The sequence below is a fragment of the Actinacidiphila guanduensis genome (assembly GCF_900103985.1).
Lineage (GTDB): Bacteria > Actinomycetota > Actinomycetes > Streptomycetales > Streptomycetaceae > Actinacidiphila > Actinacidiphila guanduensis.
In genome coordinates, this window is sequence record NZ_FNIE01000005.1 from 179,567 (window position 1) to 199,785 (window position 20,219).

Below are 20,219 nucleotides of genomic sequence, written 5' to 3' on the forward strand. Positions count from 1 at the left end.
GTCTGCCGGCACCGGCGGGCCCGGCCCGCGGCCCCGGTGGGTAGGGTCGGGGGCATGCCGCACACCAGGGTCGAGTACGACGAGGGCGTTGCCGCCGCCTTCGACCGCCGCGCGTTCGCCAAGGATCTGCACGAGACGCTCGTGGCGGTGGTCGGCGGCCGGGCCGAGGGCTGCAAGACGCGCTTCCTGCCGCTCGCCGACACCTACATCGCCGACGGCTCCGACGGGTACGCGATGGTGCACGTCGAGATCGGCATCCTCGGCGGCCGCACCCCCGAGCGCAAGCGCGAGCTGTCCGAGGCGGTGATCGCCCTGCTGCGCAAGCACATCGCGCCCGTGCCGGAGGTCGAGCTGCAGACCTCCGTGGACGTGCGCGACCTGGACCGCGAGGCGTACGTGCGCGAGGACCGCCCGCGGGGTGCGCGATGACGCTGCGGGTCGGGCTGCTCGGCACCGGGCCGTGGGCGTGGAAGGCGCACGCCCCCGCGCTCGCCGCGCACCCCGGTGCGGAGTTCGCCGGCGTGTGGGGGCGCAGGCCCGAGGCCGCGACGGCGATCGCCGAGCAGTTCGGCGCCCGCGCCTACGGCGACCAGGACGCCCTGATCGCCGACGTGGACGCGATCGCCATCGCCCTGCCGCCGCACCTCCAGGCGCAGGCCGCCGTGGCGGCCGCCCGCGCCGGCCGCCACCTGCTGCTCGACAAGCCCCTGGCCGCGACCGTGGACGACGCGCGGGCCGTCGTGGAGGCCGTCGACGCCGCGGGGGTGCGCTCGGTGGTCTTCTTCACCCTGCGCTTCGACGAGGGCGCGAGCGGGTGGATCGACACCCAGGCCGCCGCCGGCGGCTGGTTCACCGGCCGCGCCGACTGGTACGGCGCCGTCTTCAGCGGCGACGCCAGCCCGTACGCCGACTCGCCCTGGCGGCGCGAGAAGGGCGGCCTGTGGGACGTCGGCCCGCACGCGCTGTCCGTCCTGCTGCCGGTGCTCGGCGACGTCACCGAGGTGCACGCCGCCCGCGGCCGCGGCGACACCGTCCACCTGGTGCTGCGTCACGAGGGCGGCGCGTCCAGCACGGCGGTGCTCACCCTGACGGCGCCGCCCGCGGGCGCGGGGGTCGCGGTGGAGTTCCGCGGCGAGCACGGGGTCGCGACGTACCCCGAGGGCATCAACGGCCCTGCCGTGGACGCGATGGCGCGGGCGATCGACGCGCTGGCCGGGCCCGAACCGCATCCCTGCGACGTGCACTTCGGGCTGCGGGTGACCGAGATCCTGGCGGCAGCGGAGGAGTTGCTGGGCTGACGCCCCGGCGGCGGGTCGGCAGGCCCTCGGGCGTTCCCCGGCGGCGCCGGGCGCACAACGGGGCGCACCTGGGCGAAAAGGATCACGCCGGATGCGGGTGCGGCCCCTTCCGGCCGCCCAAATCGGTGTCTATCGTCGAAGGATGGACGCTGCGGACTGGTGGTCGATCGAGGTCATGGACGCCGAACACGCGGGGATCTCGGCCGCGTCGTGGCGTGCCGCGTACGAGCAGGCGCTCTCCGAGTCGTTGGTGACCAACGGCGCCGTGGGCTGGCAGTGGTTCGAGCACAGCTGGGGCGTCGTGCTCGAAGTCTCCTTCACCCGCGAGGAATCGTGGCGGCAGTGGCGCGCGCTGCCCGGCACCGGCGCCGCCCTCGACGCGGTGCCCGACCCGGTCGCCGGGCTGCTGGTGCACCGCGGCCACGGCGGCGCCTCCGGGGCGTACGTACCGCGCACCCCCCGGGTGCCTCCGGCAGCGGACCAGGTGCTGCTGCCCGAACCGACCTGAGGCGTCGCGGCGGGTGGCATCGGTCCCGTGCGTGTCTTCCGTGCGTGCCTTCCTGCCGCCGCCTGCGCGCCGTCACGGGGAAGATTCCGCGGCCGCAGTAGCTTGTACGGACCATGAAGGCGATCGTTTACACCACCAACGGCGGCCCCGACGTGCTCTCCCTCACCGAGCGGGAGGTGCCCGAGCCCGGTCCCGGCGAGGTGCGGGTCAAGGTCGAGGTCTCGGCCGTCAACCCCACGGACTGGAAGTCCCGGCAGAACACCGCGCCGCCCCGGCCCCAGGTACCCAACCAGGACGGCGCCGGTGTCATCGACGCGGTCGGCGCGGGTGTGCCCGCCGAGCGGGTCGGCGAGCGCGTGTGGCTCCTGCTGTCCGCGTACCAGCGGCCCGACGGCACCGCCCAGCAGTACACGACCGTGCCCGCCGACCGGGCCGTCCCGCTGCCCGACGGCGCCTCCTTCGACCTCGGCGCGAGCCTCGGCGTGCCCGCGCTCACCGCCCACCGCGCCCTGACCGTCGCAGACGGCGGCCCCGACCGGCTCGCCCCCGGCGCACTGGATGGCGTCACCGTGCTGGTCGCCGGCGGCGCGGGCGCGGTGGGCAACGCGGCGATCCAGCTGGCCCGTTGGGCCGGCGCCACCGTCATCACCACGGTCAGCAGTGCCGAGAAGGGCGCGCTCGCCACCGCGGCCGGTGCCCACCACGTCGTCAACTACCGCGAGCAGGACGCCGCTTCGGAGATCCGGCGGATCGCCCCCGACGGGGTGCACATCGTGGTCGAGGTCGCGCCCGGCGCCAACGCCGAACTCAACACGGCCGTTGCCGCCAACGGCGCGGTGATCGCCTTCTACGCCGACGACCTGGGCACGTTCGGCGTGCCGATCCGCCCCTCGATGACGGCGAACCTGCGCTGGCAGGGCCTGCTGCTCTACACCGTGCCGCCTGCGGCCCTGGCCGCGGGCGTGGCGGCGGTGTCGGCCGCCGTCGCCGAGGGCGCGCTGCGCGGCGGCCCGGAGGCAGGGCTGCCCTACCACCGCTACCCGCTGGAGCGCACCGGGGAGGCGCACGAGGCGGTGCGCAACGGGGTGATCGGGAAGGTGCTCATCGACATCCCGTCCTGACCCCTTGCCGCGGCCCCGTCCTGGCCCGGTCCTGGTCTCGTCCTGAGCCCGTTCCGGCCGCGTCCTCGCGCTGCCCTCGGCCCGCTTCCTGTCCTCGCCCCGTGTTCTGTCCTCGCCCCGCGTCCTGGCCGCGGACGGCTACTGTGCGACCAGCCGTTCGCGTACGGCCGGGGCCTGCAGGCCGAGGGCGGCCAGCAGGTCCGCGGCCGGGTCCGGGTGGCGGGCCGTGAGCAGGGAGAGCAGGAGGTGGCGGGGTGCCACCCGCCGCCCCTTGCGCTCGCTGTCCGCGTGGCGCTTGGCACCCGCGACGGCCGCGCGGGCCGAGGAGTTGAGCGGCAGCCGCCGGTGGCCGCGGGTCAGGGGCGATTCGAGCGGGGCGTCCAGCCGGACGCCGATCGAGGCGAGCGCTTCGCGGTCCAGCGAGTCCAGCGCGGCCCTGCCTTGGGCGAGGCTCACCCCGAGCGCGCGGGCCGGGTCGTCCGTCGGGTCGACGAGCAGCGCGAGCAGCAGGTGGTCGGTGCCGATCCTGCGGTCGCCGCGCCGCTCGGCCTCGGTGCGGGCGAACTCGATGACGGGTTTGAGCCGCAAGCTGGCGGTCTCGGGCATGACGGCCCCCTCACTTTCCGTACTTGGCGTGCACCGACTGGCGGGACACCCCGAGCGCGTCCCCGATCTGCTCCCACGACCACCCCTGCCGCCGGGCCAGCGCCACATGCGCCGCCTCGACCTGCTCGGCCAGCCGGTGCAGCGCGCCCACGGCCCGCAGGCCGACGGCGGGGTCCTCCGCGTTCATGACGGCGGTAATGTCCATGGGTGTCAGTTTGGACTGACGGGCGGGATGTGTCAACCCAGACTGACGGGTGGGTGTGCGAGTGTGGGTGCGGGCGGTGTGGTCGGGGGTGGCCCGTGCGGGCCGCTGGTCCAGGGCGGGTCCGGGCGGGCGGCCCGGAGCGGCGGAGGCCGGTGGGGTGGGTGCCGGTGTGGGCGGGAATGGCCGAGGTGGCCCGGTGCCAGGTTCAGGGCGAGGGTCCAGGCGGGCGGGCTGGTGCGGGCTGGTGCCGGTGGGGTGCTCAGCCGGTGCGGCTCCGTGCGGCTTGGTGCGGCGGCTGCCACCGCTCAGGGTGCGGCGGTCGCTTCCGTGTACGCCTTCGCTGCCGCGCGGGCGACGCCTTCGACCTGGTCGATGCCCGAATCCTCGGACTGCTGGTTCGAGGAGAGCACGGCCACCAGCAGCCGGCGCCCCTTGTAGGTGACCTCACCGATGCTGTTGATGTCCCACAGGCCGGTGGCGCTGCGCTCCAACCAGCCGTTCTTCAGGGCGGGATGACCCGATCCGCTGCCGGTGTCGGCGGCCGGGACGCCCCAGCGCTGGCCGTCGGTGACCGAGCGCATCAGCCCCGACAGGTAGGTGCGGGCGGATGTCGAGAGCGGTGAGTCGCTGCCGAACACCGATTTCAGCAGGGCGATCTGGTCGCCCGCGGTGGTTTGCGTGAGGCCCCACAGGTCGCCGTCGCCGCCGATCGTATGGTGCAGCCCCAGCGCCTTGTTCGCCGTCGCGAGCCCGGCGGCGCGGCCGATCGTCTGCCACAGCGCGAGCGCCGCGTCGTTGTCGCTGCGCTCTATCATCTCCTCGGCCAACTTCCGCTGGTAGGCGGTCATATGGGTGCCCGCCTTCTGGTCGCGCAGCAGCAGCGAGGCGAGGATGTCCACCTTGACGATGCTGGCGGTGTCGTACGCCGTGTCGTCGCTGCTGTCGTACACCGCCTTCCCGCTGCCGTCCTCCTCGGCCACGGCGACCGACAGGTGTCCATGAACGCCGAGGTTGCGTACGGCCTCGGCGACGGCGGACGTGGGGTCGACCGCGGGCGTCGTCATCGTCGGCAGGGCCGTGGTCGGCATCGCCTGCACCGTGGTGGGCGGCAGCGTCGTGGGCGTCGGGTGCGCGACCGTGGAGCCGCTGCCGGTGGCACCCTGGCCCGAACCCGCCTTCGCCGCGGGCGAATGCGCGACCGCCACCAGCGTCAGCACGGCGACAGCGGCGATCGCGGTCACCGACATGACCACGGACCGCCGCACCCACCACCGCCCGTCCGGCTCCTGCCCGTCCTTCTCCCCGAACTCCCCGAGCGCCGGCACGCGCCCGGCGAACACGCCGCTGCCGAGGGTCCGCCGCGCCTCCCGTGCGGAGGCGGTAAAAGCGGCGAGAGCCGAGGAGGTCGAACGCCCGCTGCCTTCTGGGGAGTCGGGGGTGTCCGGCGCCTTGGGCTCGCCCTGGGCGGCCGTATCGGCCGGTGGTGCGGCCGTGTCGCCCTCGTCGGCCGCGTCGGCGGGGGAGTGGATCTGTTCGGTGCGGGGCCCGACTTCTTCGGTGGGCGGCTCGCTCGGGTCGGCGGGGGAGTGGTCCCGTTCGGCGGAGGGCTCGACTTCTTCTGTGGGCGGCTCGCTCGCGTCGGCGGAGGACTCGTCCTGTTCGGTGGAGGGTCCGACCTCTTCGGCTGGTGGCTCGCCAACGTCGGCGGTGCAGTGGTCCCGTTCGGCGGAGGACTCGTCCCGTTCGGCGGTCGACTCGTCCCGTGTGGCGGAGAGCTGGGCCGCTCCGGTGGGCGGCGCGTCCGGTTCGGTGCTGGACTCGCCCTCCTCGGTGGAGGATTCGGCCCCTTCAACCGGTGGCTCGCCCTCGTCTGCCCGGCCGGGCCCGGCAGTTGGCTCCCGCGGGGCCGCGGGCTGCGGCTCGGCGGCGCCTTCCGCCCCTGGTTCGGGGGCCGTTGCAGTCGGGGCCGCGGAGGGCGTACCCGAATCGGGGGCGTCCGTGCCGCGGGGGCGCGGGAGTTCGAGCGCGCCAGTGGCGGCCGGAGCGGCGGCCGCAGCCGTCGTCGGCGCCGGGGGCGCGGGGGGTTCGCCCGCTGTGCCGCCGGAGTCCCGCATCGCCCACCCCCCGCCGTCGCCGCCGGCGGACGGCGGCCTGTGGTGTGTCATGCCGCCGACCGTAGGAACGAATTCTGGGGTTCCTCTGAGAGCCGGGTGGCAATCCGCTGAGAGCACCCCCGGTATCCGCCGCGTTGCCGCAGGTCAGGAGCTTGCGACAGGGTCCGGAGAAGGCTCGTCGGAAAATCACCTCATGTTATGGAGGCGATGTTGTGCCGACGTAACCCCGCGGTTGCGACCGTCGCACGCACGGCACTCGCGGACACCTACCCCCGGTCGCACAGCGCGTGGTCGGTGAGCGCCTCGACCGCCTCGTTCACCCTCGTCTGGTCCACGAGCGCCGTGGTCGTCGTGATCGCCACGGTCACCGCCCGCCGCCCGTCCGCGCGCACCGCGGGACGCCCGTACACGCCGATCCCGTCGCCCTCGTGCATGTCGTACGTGCCGCCGCAGGTGAGGGGGAGCACCCGCAACCCGAGCCCGTAGCCGCCCTGTCGGCCGGCGGGCGGCACCGGCAGGTCGTCGTAGGGGACCGTCTGCCGCATCTCGGCCCACTGCGCGGCGGGCAGCAGCCGGCCGCCGGCCAGGGCGCGGAAGAAGGTGTCGAGGTCGGCCGGGGTGCTCACCACCCCGGAATCGGCAGTGTGTTGGAAGCTCTGCTCGGTGAGATCGACGGGTGTGCCGTCGGGCCCGTCGACCGTCACGCGCTCGTGCGGCCCGATCAGGAAGGGGTCGGCGCCGGGGATGTACGTGTGGCGCAGGCCGAGCGGTGCGATGATCCGGTGCTCGACCAGTTGCGCCCAGTCCTGGCCGCTCGCCTTCTGCGCGATCATCGCCGCCAGCAGGTAGTTGGTGTTGGAGTAGGCCCAACGGCCCTGGCCGGGACGGAAAAGCGGCGGGTGCGTCATGGCGATGGCGACCAACTGCTCGGGGGGCGTGTCGTCGTAGCGGTTCTCCGCGAAGTGGCCGGACATCCGCTCCTGGACGGCCGGGTCGGTGACGTAGTCGAAGAGCCCACTGGTCTGCTGCAACAGGTTCCGTACGGTGATCAGGGAGCCGTCGTTGCCGTTGCCCGCCACCACGCCGGGCAGCCAGTGGTCGACCGTGTCGTCCAGCGACAGCCGCCCCTCGGCGACGAGTTGGAGCACCACCACGGCCGTGAACGTCTTCGTGGAGCTTGCCGTGCGGAACTCCGGCGCCCAGGGCACCGGTTGGCGTGAGCCGAGCCCGGCGGTGCCGAACCGGGCCCGCAGCGGCGCCTGACCGGCGCGGTCCACCCGGGCCACCACATTGACGTCGCCGCCGCCCGCGGCACGGACCGCCGCGAGGTCGCGCTGCAGATCGGCGGCCGTGTAGCCCCGCGGCCCCGCCTTGCCGTCGTGTCCCGCGTGCGCCACCGCAGGCACCGCGCCCAGGGCGGTGGCGGCGAGCGCCACCGCCCATGCCACCGTGACCGCCCGCCGTCCCGTTCCCGCCACCCGCATCGCCGTTCCCCCTGCTCGTCCCGACGGCCGTGTCCCTCACGGCCGGAGACCAGCCAACCGCGCGGAACGGCCGCGCACGATCCGGGTGCCGCCCGCCCCGGGGGTGGGGCTGTCCCCCCGTGCCCAGGTGCGGGTGGCGCCACCGCGCCCCGACTCGGCGGACGGGGGGACGGTAGATGAGGGAGCGTCACTTCCCGGGATCAGGGCCGCGCGTCAACGCGCTTTCTGCAGCCCCTCGTTCACGTACGTCACCGGGAGGAGCGCGGTGATCGCCGTGCTGCTCGTCGGGTTCGGCACGAAACCGACCTCGCCGGTGCCGCCGCAAGGGAGGTTGAGACTCGTGGGGATCGGCTCGGCGACGCCGTAGGCGGTGATCACCACGGCCTGGTTGCTGGAGGAGGCCGTGCCGAAGGAGGCCACCACGCGGCTCGCCGAGGCGCCGGTGTAGCCGACGCCGGTCTTCGAGGTGGGGTCGACGACGGGGGACACGGAGACGGTCTGCCCGGCGATCGGGTGGCCCGTGGACGAGGGCGAGACGGGGCCGGCGCAGAGGACCTTGATGGCGGCGCCGTCGGTGACGCCGTTCACCTGGGCGGTGAAGAACTGGTCCGGGCCGATCAGCGTCACCGCGGGGCTCGCCGCGGCGGCGTCCCCGGCTCCGAGAACCCCCGCGGTTCCCAGGCCCAGCGCGAGCGCGCCGAACGTCCCGAACACGCGTAACCGCCTGCTGTTGCTGCGCATGGCTACCTCCGGAAGCGGAATCCGGGACCGCCCGCGGCCCCGGGAAGCGAAGTGCGGACCGTGCAGGAGCCAGACCATGCTAGGGCGTGTCTGACAAATCCCGCCTGGTCGGCGGGGTCTGGCACGCGCCCCCTGCCTTCGGCGGGGGGACCCCCAGCTGCGTTGTCGGTCGTCGGCGCAGCCCTCCCCCTGAGCCTGCGGCCAGGGAGGTACCCCCAGCGCTCTCTCCCCCTGGGCCTTGCGGCCCGGGAGGTACCCCCACCCTCCGCCTTGCGATCTGGGGGCACCCCCACCGAAGGCAAGGGGGAGCACCAGACCCCGCAGCCCCCGCCCTGCCGGGCGGACGCCGCTATTTGTCAGACACGCCCTCGCCACGCCGTCCTCCCAACGGCCCCGGCCAGAACGGGAGTTCACCCCCGCCGCGACCGGGGCCGGGTGCTTCTCGGGCGGTCGGGTGTCTGCTGCGCGACGGTATGATCCGGGCAGATCGGCGGCGCGGCCCAGGCGACGGCGGGCGGGGCAATTGCCGGGGGGACAGGACCGGGGCGTGTTCGGGGGCAACCGGTGATCCTCGCGCACGGGACGGGGCCAGCGGGCTGAAATTCGGATTTCCGGTGCCGCCTGTGGATAACTTTGCGCGCGGGATCGGCGGAACCCCTAGCGTGGTGGACGTCGGGGCCCAAGGTGGCGTCCCGCGGAGTGCCGTAGGGGTATTACGGAGCCTGTGGATTGGGGGTTCGGCAATGGACCGGGTGGTGTTCGGGGATTTCCGCGCGGTGTTCTCGCGGGGGCGCGGTCTGCTGCTGGAGCGGTCGGCGCCCGCGGCCGTCGAAGGCGCGCCCACGGGTGGCGCGGGTGTGGCCGCGTCGGTCGGGAGAGGGGCGTGGGGCGGCAGGGGCGAGGTACCGCTGCGCCGTCCGCCGAGCCGGTCGCACGCACGCGCGGTCGGCACCCTCGTCGGGCGCGAGTCCCAATTGCAGGCGGTGCGCGGTGCGGTGCGCACCCGCGCGATGATCGAATTCACCGGGGAAAGCGGTTCCGGAAAGACCGCGCTGCTGCACGCGATCGGCCCGGATGCATATATCCGCGTCGGTGCACTCGGTGTTGTCGATTTCCTGCACGAACTCGTCGGCGAATTCCATGTCCCACCGCTCGACGGCCGGCGGCTGACGGCCGAGGAGTGCGTGGACGCCCTGCGGCGGGTCGAAGCCGTCGTCGCGCTGGACGACGTGTCGTTCGACCGCGAGGCCATCGCCCTGGTCCGCAGGGCGCTGTCCGGCTGCGCCGTTCTGGTCGCCGCCGCCCGTCCGGTGATCGGCCTGCTCGGCGCCTCCCACCCGCTGCCCGGCCTCGCCGACGCCGACGCCCTGGCCCTGCTCGCCCGCGACACCGGCCGCATGATCTCGCCGGGCGAACTGCCCGCGGTCCACCGCCTGGTGGCCGCCGTCTCCGGCAACCCGCTGGCCCTGTGCCAGGCCGCCGCCCTGGTCCGCCACCGGGGCTACGACCTGGCCACGGTCGCCGAGATCGCCGAGACGGGAACGTGGCCCGCGCCCGCGGCCGCGACCACCGGCCGCCACTCCAGGCCGGCTCCGGCCGACCGACGAAGGACCACCCCCGCCACCCGCCCCGGCGGCACCGCCGCCGGCCCCCGCCACGCCGACCGGGGCGCCCGTTCTCCCGACCACCCGCCGCATCCTCCTGAAGCTGCCGCCGAGGCATCTCCGCCGCGGGGGAGGGGCCGAGCAGTACCCGGCTACGAGACGAACAGAGCCGAGCCCACGCGCGGGCCGAAGGACGACTTCCTGTACGGGCCGAACGGGAGGGAGCCGGGGTACGGATCGCGTACGGCGGACGGCGGGTACGGGCCGGGCGGGGCCGAGACGCCGTACGGACGTGGTGCGGCCGCCGGGTACGGTCCGGGCGGGGATGTGCCTGCGTACGGGCAGACGGCCGGCCCCACGTACGGGCAGGCCGCGGCCGACGCTCCGTACGGTCCGGGCGGGGCCGACGCCTCACCACCGTTCGGCTCCTCGGCGGCCGGGCAGCCGTCACGGCTCTGGCGCGGTGCCGTCGGCGGGCCCGGGGTGCGGACAGGGCCTGCCGCTCTGGCCGACGCCGTGCTCGGGGTGCTCGCGGAGGAGGAGCTGCAGGCGCTGGCCGTGCTCGCGCTGACCGACGGGGCGGCACTGCCGCTGCGGTTGGCCAGGACGATGGCGCGGGTGCGGGGCGCGGCGCCGTTCGAGGAGCTGGTCGTCCTCGGCCTGGCCGTGCGGCACGAGGACCGGGTGGCGTTGCGCTCGGGTGCGCCGCGGCAGTACGAGGGGGTCGCCACCGAGCACATGGACACGGCCGGGGCCCTGGACGCCATGGCCGAGTGGATCAGCGCCCGCGATCCCGGCGGCCTGGACGTCCCCGGCAAGCTGCGGGCCGCGCTCGCCCTGCTCGCCCACGCGGCCAGGAAGGAGGAGTGGGCAGCGGCGCAACGGCTGGCGGCGTGCGTGGAGAAGCTGCCGTTCCTGCGCGGCCAGTGGCAGGCGTGGCAGGCGGTCCTGGACAGCGGCCGGGCCGCGGCCGAGCGCACGGCAAGCACGGCGGCGGCCGCGTACTTCACCCATCAACTCGGCACCCTGCACGCCTTGGAGGGCCGCACCGACGAGGCACGGACCTTCCTGGCCCACGCGTTCGACCTGCGCATACGCGTGGCCGACACGGCCGGCGCCGAGATCTCCCGCGCCAACCTCCGCCTGCTGGGCCCCGATCCGTCGGACACCGCCCCCGCCCGCCCCGCCCCGCCTGCCGAGCGCCCGCGCAGGCGAAGGACGGCACGGGTGATGGCGACCGCCGCGGTGCTCGCCCTCGGGGTGGGCACGGGCGCGGTCCTCAGCGCCCTGAGTGAGAGCACCGGTTCGGACACCGGCGGCGGCAACCCGCCCGCCACATCGGCCGACGACCAGCCCGACGCGCTGGACGCCCCGCCCGCCGACCCGGCCACCACTCCTTACACCCACCCGTGGCAGAGCATGGGCGGCCAGGGCATGCCGTAGGCGGAAGGCGAAGCGGCCACCGGCTGCGGGGACCCGCACCTTGAGCCCGGCTTGAGTCCGGTGTCCGTGCGAACCTGGGCACGGGCTTCGGGGTGGGTGCTCCGGCCTGTGCTCGGACGCGTAGGAGGGCCTGCGGGCTTGGACGCGGAGGAGGGCCCGCGTGCTCGGGTGTGTGTCCAAGGGCCGCCAGCGGCCCTTTTGAAAGGCGGGAGGGCCCCCGTGCGCTCGCGCGCGGACGAGGGCCCCTGTGCGCTGGGGCGCGGGTTCGAGCGCCGAGGAGGGCCACCCCGCGGCGAGCCGTGGGCGGCAGGCGATGCGAGAGCCTCTGTCGGCGAGCCATGGGTGGGGCGGTGGTCGGTGCCGGAGCCGGCGGGGGAGGATGGGAGGTGGAAGAGATCCAGCGGCTCAGGTCGTGGTGTGGGAGGCGGTGGCCCGGGCACGGGCTCGGGTGGAGGGTGCCGCCGGGTCGGTGCGGGGGGCGGGGCTTTGCGGCCGCGGCTCCCGGCAGGGGACCGTGCACCGCGGGCGGCGGGCCGTACCGCGCGTATGTCGGGAGCAAGCATGAGCACAGTCGTCGTCACCGGGGCCACCGGGATGACCGGCCGCGTCGTCGTGGCGGACCTGGTCGAGCACGGGTACACCGTGCGGGCGGTGGACCTCGCGGTCACGGCCGCGGACCGTGCGTGGGCGGAGGGGCTGGGCGCGGAGTTGCTGCGCACCGACCTCACCGACTACGGCCAGGCCGCGGACGTCCTGCACGGCGCCGACAGCGTCGTCCACCTCGCCAACATCCCCGCGCCCGGCCTCTTCCCGCCCGCGCAGACCCTGGCGGTGAACACCGCGATGAACAACAGCGTGTTCCTCGCCGCGGCGCAGGCAGGGCTCGGCCGCGTCGTGTGGGCGTCCAGCGAGACGACGTTGGGCCTGCCCTTCGACGTCCCGCCGGCGTACGCGCCCGTGGACGAGGACCACTACCCGTACCCCACCAGCACGTACGCCCTGTCGAAGGTGCTCGGCGAGACCGCGGCCGAGCAGATCTCCGCGTGGTCGGGCATCCCGTTCGTCGCGCTGCGGATGTCGAACGTGCACCTGCCCGGCGGTTACGGCAAGGTCCCCGGGTACTGGGACGACGCCGCGAAGCGCAAGTGGAACCTGTGGGGTTACGTCGACGCCCGCGATGTCGCCCAGGCCGCCCGCCTCGGCCTGACCGCCGACGTCACCGGCGCGAGCAGCTATGTCATCGCCGCCGCCGACACGATCATGAACCGCCCGTCGGCCGAACTGCTCGCCGAGGTCTTCCCCGGCGTCGAACTCCGCGGCGAACGCGGCACGTACGAGACGCTGCTCAGCATCGACAAGGCCCGCCGGGTCCTCGGCTACGACCCGCAGCACTCCTGGCGGGACGAGGTCGAGCACTGAGCGGGCCGTGGCTCAGGGCGCGGCCCACTCCTCCGCGGTGACGGTGACGGCCGCGCCCGTGCGGGCGGACTCCTCGACGGCCAGGGCGAGCAGGTGGTCCTGGCAGCCCTCGGCGAGCGGGTAGGGCTCCGGGCCCTCGTCCCGGGTCCACGCCTGCGTGCGGCACAGGAGGTCGACCACGGCGAGGTCGTCCTCGGAGAAGCCGGCGCCGACATACGAGTTGCGCCACACCACGCGCCCGTCGAACGAGATGTGGTGCACCTCGGCGCCCTCCAGGTTGAGGTCCGTGCCCGTGCGGCGCCGGGTGAGGCGGGACTCCACCGGGGTGCGCGGGTCCAGCATGCGCACGACGGTCTCGTCGGCGATCTCGCCGAGCGAGCCGCGCACCAGCGCGCGGCGGGTGCGCAGCGGGTTCCACCACTGGTTGTCGGTGAAGTCGTAGAGGGCGGAGCGGCCCCCGCCGAAGTCGAGCAGGGCCAGGGTGGTGACGGCGTCCTTGGGCGTGAGGTCGCCGGACCAGCCGCGGGGCGAGAGCGGGTCGGCCAGCGGGGCGGTGAAGGCGCGGGCGGTGACCGTGGCGGGCGCGAACCCGACACCGAGGGTGTGCCGGATCAGGGACATCGCGTGGTACATGTGCGTGGACGACAGCTGGACCGATGTCACCTCGCCGATCACGCCCTCCCGGGCCAGCGCGATCCGGGCGGCGTGGCCGGGCATCAGCGGGTACTGCTCGGCGACCTGGACGAGCGCGCCGCCGCCCGGACGCCGGGCCCCGCCGACCGCCCGCCACAACTCGCGCAGCCCGGCGGCGTCCGGCGCGGGCGGTGTCTCGGCGAGCACGGGCACGCCGTGCGCCACCAACTCCCGCACGACCTGCGGGCTGACCTCCCACGGCACCGAGGCGATCACGAACTCCGGTTCGGCGGCGAGGAGTTCGTCCACCGTCCGGTACGCAGGCACGCCCCACCCGCGTACGGCCTCGGCCCGCTCCGCCGACCGGGTCACCACACCGGCGACCTCCAGCCGGTCCGGCAGGGCGCGCGCCAGCCGCACGAAGAACTCCGCCCGCCAGCCGCTCCCGATGATCCCGAATGCCATGCCCGGCACTCTACGGTTCCCACGTCACCCTCAGCGCCGCCGCCCCGTCCCCGGGGCGGTCCGGGACGCCCTGCGCGGAGAGGCCGAGGTTTTTCGTGAGCGCGGGGGAGGTGCGGCCAGTTGGATCCGTGTCGGGCTTCGCCACCGACCCGGAGGGATTGTTGCTGTCGTCTCCGGACCACCCCCCGGTGGGTGGTTGCTCGCGCAGTTCCCGGCGCCCCTGAAAACCGTGCCCTTCGCGCGTGGGGGAAACCCGTACGACCCGAGGGCGCGGGGAACCGCGCGGCCGGCCACGTGCTTCGGGGTGCTTCACCACCGGCCCGAGGGGGCAGACGCGGTCGCTCCGTAGCCCCCGGCAGGGACCCTCACCACGTGGGAGAGGAGACGCGGTCGTGGAAGGTGCGGGCGGCGGCTGTGTCACGGAAGGGGTCGAGGCGGGTGCGGAAGTCCCGGACGTATTCGGCGGCGCGCAGGGACCGCATCTCGGAGGCCGCGCGCCACGCTTCGAGGCCCTGGGCACAGGCCGCGTCCACCTCGCCGAGGCCCAGCCGGGAGACCGCGAGGACCGTGCGGCAGAAGAGCCTGCTGCGCACGTAGCCAGGGGCTCGCAGCTGGAGCGAGCGCTCGGCGTGCTGCGCGGCGACCCGGTACTGCTGCAGGTCACGGTGGCAGTGCGCGAACTCGTCGGCGAGCTGGGCCTCGTCGAAGAAGCGCGCCCAGGGCGGTACGTCCTCGCCGCCCCGGGCGCCCGACAGGGCCCGCTCGGCCCGCGCCAAGGCGCCCGCGCAGGCCCGCGGTTCGCCGAGCAGCCCGTGCCCGCGCGCCTCGGCCGCGTGCAGCAGCGCCTGCACCACGGGCGGCGCGCTGGTCCCGACGCCCTGCTGGGCGACCCGCGCGAGCTGGACGGCCTCGCGGCCGTGCCCGAGGTACACCGCCTGGCGGCTCATCGTCACCAGCACATAGCCCCCGTAGACCCGGTCGCCCGCGGCCTGCGCGAGCCGCAGCGCCTGCACGAAGTACCGCTGCGCGAGCCCGTGCGCGCCGATGTCGTACGACGTCCAGCCGGCGAGCCGGGTGAGGTCCGCGACGGCCGCGAACAGACGGCGGCCCAGCGCCTCCCCGTACGAGCCGCGCAGCATCGGCTCGGCCTCGTGCTCCAGGTACCGGACCAGGGCCAGCCGCGCGTGGCCGCCCCCGTAGGCGTGGTCGAGCGAACGGAACAGGTCCCCGACGGCCCGTACGGCGGCCACGTCCCCTGCCCCGACCCGCCCCCCGCCGGCCGCGGAGTTCGCCCGCCCACCGCTCTGCCCCGCCGCCGCGAGGACGCCGGCACCCCCGGCGCCCCCGGCGCCCCCCTCGTACCCCCCGGGCCCGCCGCCGGGCCGCGCCGGCCGCTCGTGAGCCCCCGGCACCCCGTAGACCCCGCCCCCCGCGGCCCCGCTGCCGCTCCGCGGCACCCCGACCGTCCCCGCGGACCCCGCGGAAGCACCACCCGGCGCCGCGCCCGGCCGCGCGGGCCCCCCATATCCGCCCGCGCCCGCCGTCCCCTCGTACGCCCCCGGTGCCCCGCCCGGCCGCGCAGGGCCCGCGTACCCGTGCGGCACCGTCGGCCCCGCCGCCCCCGTGCCCGGTACGAGCCCCCCGTCGGCGCCCGCGGTGCCCCTGCGGCCCTGCACCGGCACCCGTGCCGTCCGGTCGGCCGCCGGGGTAGTGGGCTCGGGAGGTGCGGGCGGCACCCCGCGGGCCACGCGGTCGTCGGGGCGGCCGATCAGCCAGTCGCGGCTGGGGACGACCAGGCCCGCCGGGGTGAAGGCGATCTTCCGCAGCTCGGCCTGGTTGCCCGTGTCCTTGCGCCACAGGCCGCTGGCGATGTCGATCGCCTCGGCGGGCGTCGCCGCGTACTCCAGCCCGGCGTAGACGGGCGCGCACGCGTCCAGGCCGAGGTCCTGCGTGGCCAGGCGGCGGCCGAGCCGCTGGGTGAACACCTCGGCGATGAGCGCGGGGGTGGTGCCGCGCGGCTGCTGGCCGCGCAGCCAGCGGGTCACGGAGGTCTTGTCGTAGCGCAGATCCAGGCCGTGCTCGGCGCCCAGCTGGTTGACCCGGCGGGCCAGCCCCGCGTGCGAGAAGCCGGCCTCGGCGATGACCGCGGCGAGCTTGGCGTTCGGCCGGCCCGGCCGGTCGGCCCGCGCCGGAGCGGCCGCGGCCGCGGCCTCGGACACGGGCGCGGGGGCGGGCGCGGGCACGGCCCCGGGGTCCGGAGCAGCCGCGGCACCGAATGCGGCACCGGTACGGGCAGCAGCGCCGGAACCGGCACTGGTTCCCGTACCGGAACCGGCACCGGAAACCTCGGCGGGAGCGGCCGCGGGGGTCGGGGGGCGCTGCGTGGGGCGGTCCGTCATCGGCGTACGGTCCACTTCCTCTGGGCGGTTCGGAATCACGTCGGGTGATCCGGCGTGAATGTAACGGCCGGTGGGCGGACGCTCACCGAAAGGGGCGCATCTTCGCCCGAATGAACGACAACTGCCCGTATTCCGGACACCGCCGCCCCCCGGTCGGGAATCGCCCGTACCGCCGTACAGTGAGTGAGGCGGGTACGGCCGTCCCACCCCCGACGACCGCGCGCCCGCCCGTCGCGTACACGCAAGGGAGTTGACGTGAACGAGCTGCACTTCGTCCACCTGGGGTTCGGCGCCGACGCCGTCGACTACGAGGAGGCGTGGCAGGAGCAGCGCCGCGTGCACGCCGCCCGTTTCGCCGACGAGATCCCCGACACCTGCCTGCTGCTGGAGCACCCCCCGGTCTACACGGCCGGCCGCCGCACCGCCGACAACGAGCGGCCGCTGGACGGCACCCCGGTGGTGGACGTCGACCGCGGCGGGAAGATCACCTGGCACGGCCCGGGCCAGCTGGTCGGCTACCCGATCCAGAAGCTGCCCCGCCCGGTCGACGTGGTCGCCCACGTCCGCCGGCTGGAGGAGGCGCTGATCGGCGTCGCCGCCGACTTCGGCCTGGAGACCACCCGGGTGGAGGGCCGCAGCGGCGTGTGGGTGCTGGGCGACCCGGTCACCGAGCGGGCCAGCGGCGGCCTGACCCTGGACTTCGACCCGCGGCTGGCCGACGAGGAGTTCGACCCGCGGCTGAGCGGCCCGCAGTACGCGCCCTCCAACGCCGGCCAGCGCCGCGAGGACCGCAAGCTCGCCGCCATCGGCATCCGCGTGGCCAAGGGCGTGACGATGCACGGCTTCTCGCTCAACTGCAACCCCGACACCACCTGGTTCGACCGGATCGTGCCGTGCGGCATCCGCGACGCCGGCGTCACCTCGCTGTCGGAGGAGCTGGGCCGCGAGGTCACCGTCGCCGAGGTGCTGCCGGTCGTCGAGAAGCACCTGGCCGCGGTGATGACGGCCGCCGTGCCGCTGCCCCGCGCGGTCTGACGGCCCTGCCCGGACGGGGCCGCGGCGCGGCCGGACGCGGGAATGCGCGGCCGAGGCCACAGGTTGGCACGGAGCGAGGACGTGGGAATCACGGGCGTACGCTGGTGTTCGCCGAAGAATCGAAGCTGAACCATAGCTGTAGGGAGCCGGTCGTGTCCGCAGTCGCACCCGACGGACGGAAGCTGCTGCGCCTGGAGGTCCGGAACAGCCAGACCCCCATCGAGCGCAAGCCCGAGTGGATCAAGACCCGGGCGAAGATGGGCCCCGAGTACACGCAGATGCAGAAACTCGTCAAGAGCGAGGGCCTGCACACGGTGTGCCAGGAGGCCGGCTGCCCCAACATCTACGAATGCTGGGAGGACCGCGAGGCGACCTTCCTCATCGGCGGCGACCAGTGCACCCGGCGGTGCGACTTCTGCCAGATCGACACCGGCCGCCCGCAGGCCCTGGACCGCGACGAGCCGCGCCGGGTCGGCGAGTCCGTCCTCACCATGGACCTCAACTACGCCACCATCACCGGTGTCGCCCGCGACGACCTGCCCGACGGCGGCGCCTGGCTGTACGCCGAGACGGTCCGGCAGATCCACGCGATGACCGCCGACCGCGCGGCCGGCCGTACCAAGGTCGAGCTGCTCATCCCCGACTTCAACGCCGAGCCCGCGCAGCTCGCCGAGGTCTTCGGCGCCCGCCCCGAGGTGCTCGCGCACAACGTGGAGACGGTGCCGCGGATCTTCAAGCGCATCCGCCCCGCCTTCCGCTACGAGCGCTCGCTGGAGGTGATCACCCGCGCCCGCGAGGCCGGCCTGGTCACCAAGTCCAACCTGATCCTGGGCATGGGCGAGGAGCGCGAGGAGATCAGCCAGGCGCTGCACGACCTGTACGACGCCGGGTGCGAGCTGATCACCATCACCCAGTACCTGCGCCCCTCCGTGCGGCACCACCCGGTGGAGCGGTGGGTCAAGCCGCAGGAGTTCGTGGAGCTGCGCGAGGAGGCCGAGGAGATCGGCTATGCGGGTGTGATGTCCGGGCCGCTGGTCCGCTCCTCCTACCGCGCCGGGCGCCTCTTCCAGCAGGCGGTGGACCGCCGCGGACAGGCCGCGGAGCTGGGCGGAAGCCCCGTCACGCCGGTCGCGGCGATCGGCTGAACCACCGTACGGGAGGTCCGCGCGGCGGCGGCGCGGCTTTCATGCGAGATTGACCCGTTGGTCACCGCCTGGTAACACGGTGTGGCGACCCTTGTCCCAGGCCGGTCCGCGGCGGCTCCGCCCCGTGGGACCTGCCGCGGGGCCTGCCCGGGTCTCGAACCGGGCCCTGGACCGGGCTCCGCGTGGGCCCTGACCGGGCCCTGCTCCGGGTCCCGCGCCCGTCCAGCACATGATCCGCCCGTCCGAGCCCCTACGAGGGCCCTCATGAGGGGGACGCCATGTCGTCCGAGCAGGTGCGTGCTCCGTTCCGCCGTCCCGGCCGCACGCCTGTGGCCGGCGCGCTGCGGGCTGTGGAAACCTTTCTGCTGAGCGGTGGCCAGCAGACGGCCCGCAGGAACGCCTGGGCCGCCGTCGTCGCGGACCGCCAGCGCGCCCGGGACCGGCGGGAGGCCGAGTACGAGATGGCCGCCCTGACGGCCGGCGTGCCCGGGGGTGCCGCCCGGCCGCGGTGACGGCGTACCGACACGCCACGTATCCTTTGCCGCATGGCGAGGAAGGAAACATCCGAGAGCAGTTCTGGACGGCTGGCACAGATCGTCCAGACATACAAGATGACCAGGCGAGTCGATACGAAGGTCGGACTCGTCCTTGCGGCAGTGGGAATCGTCACCTTCGGTGTTTTCCTCGCCCTCGGCTTCTTGATCGGCCACCCCATCTGGGCGGGCATCCTGGGTCTGCTGCTGGCGCTGCTGGCCACGGCCGTGGTCTTCGGCCGCCGGGCCGAGCGGGCCGCCTTCGGGCAGCTGGAGGGCCAGCCGGGCGCGGCGGCCGCGGTGCTGCAGAACGTGGGGCGCGGCTGGACCGTCACCCAGGCGGTGGCGGTCAACAAGAACCAGGACATGGTGCACCGGGCGGTCGGCCGGGCCGGCGTCGTCCTGATCGGCGAGGGCAACCCCAACCGGGTGAAGTCCCTGCTGGCCGCCGAGAAGAAGAAGGTCGCCCGGGTGGTCTACGACGTGCCGGTGCGCGACTACATCGTCGGTGACGACGAGGGCCAGCTGCCGCTGAAGAAGATCCGCACCACCCTGATGCGCCTGCCGCGCGCCCTGAGCGGCCCGAAGACCACCGAGGTCAACGACCGGCTGCGTGCACTGGGCGACCTGCTGAGCAACATGCCGATCCCGAAGGGCCCGATGCCCAGGGGACTGCGGATGCCGCGCGGGCGCTGAGCCCCGTCACGCTCCGCGGTGGCCCTGCCCGGCCCCGCCCCTCTGCGGGGCCACTCGGCCCGCGGCGCCCGCCGCTCCGTACCCGGCGAAGGCGGTCCAGGTCAGATCCTGACCTGAACCGCCTTCGCCGCTTTGTCGTGCAGCCCGCGGGTGTCGCGGTCCCACACCACCGCCGGCACCACCAGGAGCAGCAGCACAGTGCGGACCAGCACCGCCAGGAGGCCGAGCCGGCGGCCGTCCACGCCGACCACCCGCAGCCGCAGGATCATCTTGCCCGGGGTGCTGCCGACCAGGCCCAGGCCGATCAGGCTGACCACGCCGAACACCAGCAGCGCCCAGTTCTGCGCGCTGTGCACGCTACGGTGAGCGATCAGGCCGTATGCGATCACCACGCAGAGGATCCAGTCCACGAAGATCGCCGCGATCCGGCGCCCGACGGGCGCGATCGAGCCGGGGCCGGACTCGGGCAGGCCCAGCCGCTCGCCGCGGTAGCCGAAGTCGACGCCCATCTGCTCGGCCGCCGCGCGCGGCCCGGAGAGCCACGAACCGACCACTTCTCTCTTGTCCACGCCACAACGGTAACCCTGGGCCCGCGGGCGGCTGCCGGGCGGGCACCGCGGCGGCCGGAAAGCGTTCCCTGCGAGCCCTGCGGGGTACGCGCAGCGGTGCGACGCGTGGGACTCGCGCGACGTGGTGGTTAACCTCTGCGAAACAAATGGGTCATGCTGGAGAAATCCCTGATCCCTAAGGTCTGGCAGTGTGTGCCACCG

General features: G+C 74.6%; 18 protein-coding genes. 10 read left to right on the forward strand and 8 right to left on the reverse strand.

Annotation, left to right across the window (positions count from 1 at the left end; all coding sequences use genetic code 11):
* Nucleotides 1–54: 54 nt before the first annotated feature.
* The 4 genes from BLR33_RS34730 to BLR33_RS12465 all read left to right on the forward strand — a co-directional run bounded on the left by BLR33_RS34730 (nucleotide 55) and on the right by BLR33_RS12465 (nucleotide 2,927).
* Nucleotides 55–429 carry a 5-carboxymethyl-2-hydroxymuconate Delta-isomerase gene (locus tag BLR33_RS34730; protein WP_093784457.1) on the forward strand — a complete coding sequence of 125 codons (375 nt, stop codon included), beginning with the start codon at nucleotides 55–57 and terminating at the stop codon, nucleotides 427–429.
* 2 nt (nucleotides 430–431) lie between these two features.
* Complete coding sequence (locus BLR33_RS12455) at nucleotides 432–1,298, forward strand: Gfo/Idh/MocA family protein (protein WP_093784777.1); 867 nt, start codon at nucleotides 432–434, stop codon at nucleotides 1,296–1,298.
* Between the two features lie 142 nt (nucleotides 1,299–1,440).
* Complete coding sequence (locus BLR33_RS12460; protein ID WP_093784458.1) at nucleotides 1,441–1,806, forward strand: hypothetical protein; 366 nt, start codon at nucleotides 1,441–1,443, stop codon at nucleotides 1,804–1,806.
* Between the two features lie 113 nt (nucleotides 1,807–1,919).
* Nucleotides 1,920–2,927, forward strand: coding sequence for an NADPH:quinone reductase (locus BLR33_RS12465; protein ID WP_093784459.1), 1,008 nt, complete (start codon nucleotides 1,920–1,922; stop codon nucleotides 2,925–2,927).
* A gap of 138 nt (nucleotides 2,928–3,065) precedes the next feature.
* On the opposite strand, the gene BLR33_RS12470 is transcribed toward BLR33_RS12465, so the two are convergent.
* The 5 genes from BLR33_RS12470 to BLR33_RS12490 all read right to left on the reverse strand — a co-directional run bounded on the left by BLR33_RS12470 (nucleotide 3,066) and on the right by BLR33_RS12490 (nucleotide 8,077).
* Nucleotides 3,066–3,533 carry a Clp protease N-terminal domain-containing protein gene (locus BLR33_RS12470; protein ID WP_093784460.1) on the reverse strand — a complete coding sequence of 156 codons (468 nt, stop codon included), beginning with the start codon at nucleotides 3,531–3,533 and terminating at the stop codon, nucleotides 3,066–3,068.
* Between the two features lie 10 nt (nucleotides 3,534–3,543).
* A complete protein-coding gene (locus tag BLR33_RS12475) occupies nucleotides 3,544–3,738 on the reverse strand; it encodes a helix-turn-helix domain-containing protein (protein WP_218136651.1) in 195 nt (64 codons plus the stop codon).
* A 305-nt stretch (nucleotides 3,739–4,043) separates the two neighbouring features.
* Nucleotides 4,044–5,903 (reverse strand): serine hydrolase, encoded by a 1,860-nt coding sequence (locus BLR33_RS36100; RefSeq protein ID WP_245771362.1) that lies wholly within the window; start codon nucleotides 5,901–5,903, stop codon nucleotides 4,044–4,046.
* Nucleotides 5,904–6,118: 215 nt separating this feature from the next.
* Nucleotides 6,119–7,336 (reverse strand): serine hydrolase domain-containing protein, encoded by a 1,218-nt coding sequence (locus tag BLR33_RS12485; RefSeq protein ID WP_093784461.1) that lies wholly within the window; start codon nucleotides 7,334–7,336, stop codon nucleotides 6,119–6,121.
* Between the two features lie 213 nt (nucleotides 7,337–7,549).
* On the reverse strand, nucleotides 7,550–8,077 hold the full coding sequence (locus BLR33_RS12490) for a hypothetical protein (RefSeq protein WP_143031682.1): 528 nt from the start codon (nucleotides 8,075–8,077) through the stop codon (nucleotides 7,550–7,552).
* Nucleotides 8,078–8,820: 743 nt separating this feature from the next.
* Between BLR33_RS12490 and BLR33_RS12495 the strand changes: the two genes are divergently transcribed.
* A complete protein-coding gene (locus BLR33_RS12495) occupies nucleotides 8,821–11,124 on the forward strand; it encodes a hypothetical protein (RefSeq protein ID WP_093784463.1) in 2,304 nt (767 codons plus the stop codon).
* A 561-nt stretch (nucleotides 11,125–11,685) separates the two neighbouring features.
* Nucleotides 11,686–12,543 (forward strand): NAD-dependent epimerase/dehydratase family protein, encoded by an 858-nt coding sequence (locus BLR33_RS12500; RefSeq protein WP_093784464.1) that lies wholly within the window; start codon nucleotides 11,686–11,688, stop codon nucleotides 12,541–12,543.
* 12 nt (nucleotides 12,544–12,555) lie between these two features.
* On the opposite strand, the gene BLR33_RS12505 is transcribed toward BLR33_RS12500, so the two are convergent.
* Nucleotides 12,556–13,641 (reverse strand): Gfo/Idh/MocA family protein, encoded by a 1,086-nt coding sequence (locus BLR33_RS12505; RefSeq protein WP_093784780.1) that lies wholly within the window; start codon nucleotides 13,639–13,641, stop codon nucleotides 12,556–12,558.
* A 365-nt stretch (nucleotides 13,642–14,006) separates the two neighbouring features.
* On the reverse strand, nucleotides 14,007–15,860 hold the full coding sequence (locus BLR33_RS12510; protein WP_093784781.1) for a regulator: 1,854 nt from the start codon (nucleotides 15,858–15,860) through the stop codon (nucleotides 14,007–14,009).
* Between the two features lie 435 nt (nucleotides 15,861–16,295).
* On the opposite strand from BLR33_RS12510, the gene lipB reads away from it, so the two are divergent.
* The 4 genes from lipB (at nucleotide 16,296) to BLR33_RS12530 (ending at nucleotide 19,449) form a co-directional block, all read left to right on the forward strand.
* The gene (lipB, locus tag BLR33_RS12515; RefSeq protein WP_093784465.1) at nucleotides 16,296–17,075 is read left to right on the forward strand and encodes a lipoyl(octanoyl) transferase LipB; all 780 of its coding nucleotides are present in this window, start codon (nucleotides 16,296–16,298) and stop codon (nucleotides 17,073–17,075) included.
* A 152-nt stretch (nucleotides 17,076–17,227) separates the two neighbouring features.
* Complete coding sequence (gene lipA / locus BLR33_RS12520) at nucleotides 17,228–18,220, forward strand: lipoyl synthase (RefSeq protein WP_093784466.1); 993 nt, start codon at nucleotides 17,228–17,230, stop codon at nucleotides 18,218–18,220.
* Nucleotides 18,221–18,570: 350 nt separating this feature from the next.
* Nucleotides 18,571–18,732, forward strand: a complete 162-nt coding sequence (locus BLR33_RS12525; RefSeq protein ID WP_407639665.1) for a hypothetical protein — start codon at nucleotides 18,571–18,573, stop codon at nucleotides 18,730–18,732.
* Between the two features lie 33 nt (nucleotides 18,733–18,765).
* Nucleotides 18,766–19,449: a DUF4191 domain-containing protein gene (locus BLR33_RS12530; RefSeq protein ID WP_093784468.1), complete on the forward strand. Its 684-nt coding sequence runs from the start codon at nucleotides 18,766–18,768 to the stop codon at nucleotides 19,447–19,449.
* Nucleotides 19,450–19,550: 101 nt separating this feature from the next.
* Here the strand turns inward: BLR33_RS12530 and BLR33_RS12535 are convergent, their stop codons facing one another.
* On the reverse strand, nucleotides 19,551–20,018 hold the full coding sequence (locus tag BLR33_RS12535; RefSeq protein ID WP_093784469.1) for an RDD family protein: 468 nt from the start codon (nucleotides 20,016–20,018) through the stop codon (nucleotides 19,551–19,553).
* Nucleotides 20,019–20,219 lie beyond the last annotated feature (201 nt).